The sequence below is a fragment of the Pseudoalteromonas sp. c7(2019) genome (assembly GCF_011378625.1).
GTDB classification, from domain to species: domain Bacteria; phylum Pseudomonadota; class Gammaproteobacteria; order Enterobacterales; family Alteromonadaceae; genus Pseudoalteromonas; species Pseudoalteromonas arctica.
Genome location: NZ_WTKS01000096.1, coordinates 1 through 409 on the forward strand (window position 1 = coordinate 1; position 409 = coordinate 409).

General features: G+C 27.6%; 1 protein-coding gene. It reads right to left on the minus strand.

Annotated elements, in window-relative coordinates; all coding sequences use genetic code 11:
* Nucleotides 1–300: hypothetical protein (locus GQR38_RS20440; protein WP_206006362.1), on the minus strand; the 300-nt coding region annotated here is incomplete at its 3' end.
* Between the last annotated feature and the right edge of the window lie 109 nt (nucleotides 301–409).

Consider the following 409-nt stretch of genomic DNA (forward strand, 5'->3'; position numbering starts at 1 on the left):
CAGCGTTCTATCCGGAGATACAAAATAGATTGAACTTGAATTTTTCGGCACTATATCGTCTAAATTACAGTTATCTCCAATAATTAAATAATCAAAATTCCTTGGTAATGTAGGATCCAAAGAAAAAACACTGAGTTCGATAGGAATTTTCAATCGTACTTTTGCATTAATAAAATGCGACACTAGTACTGTTATCATTAATACGCTTAAAAATATCGTAAAAACAACATTACCTAAAAGTAATGAAGTAAACAAAATAACAATTAAACTAAACATTAAAACTTGAATTTTATTTTTCATTAAAAACCTGGGCAAGCAATTGATTCTAGACATAGTTTATAATTCTCATTTAATGAGGAAACGATAGCAATATCTTCTAAAGACAACGAGAAATCAAAAATATCTAAGT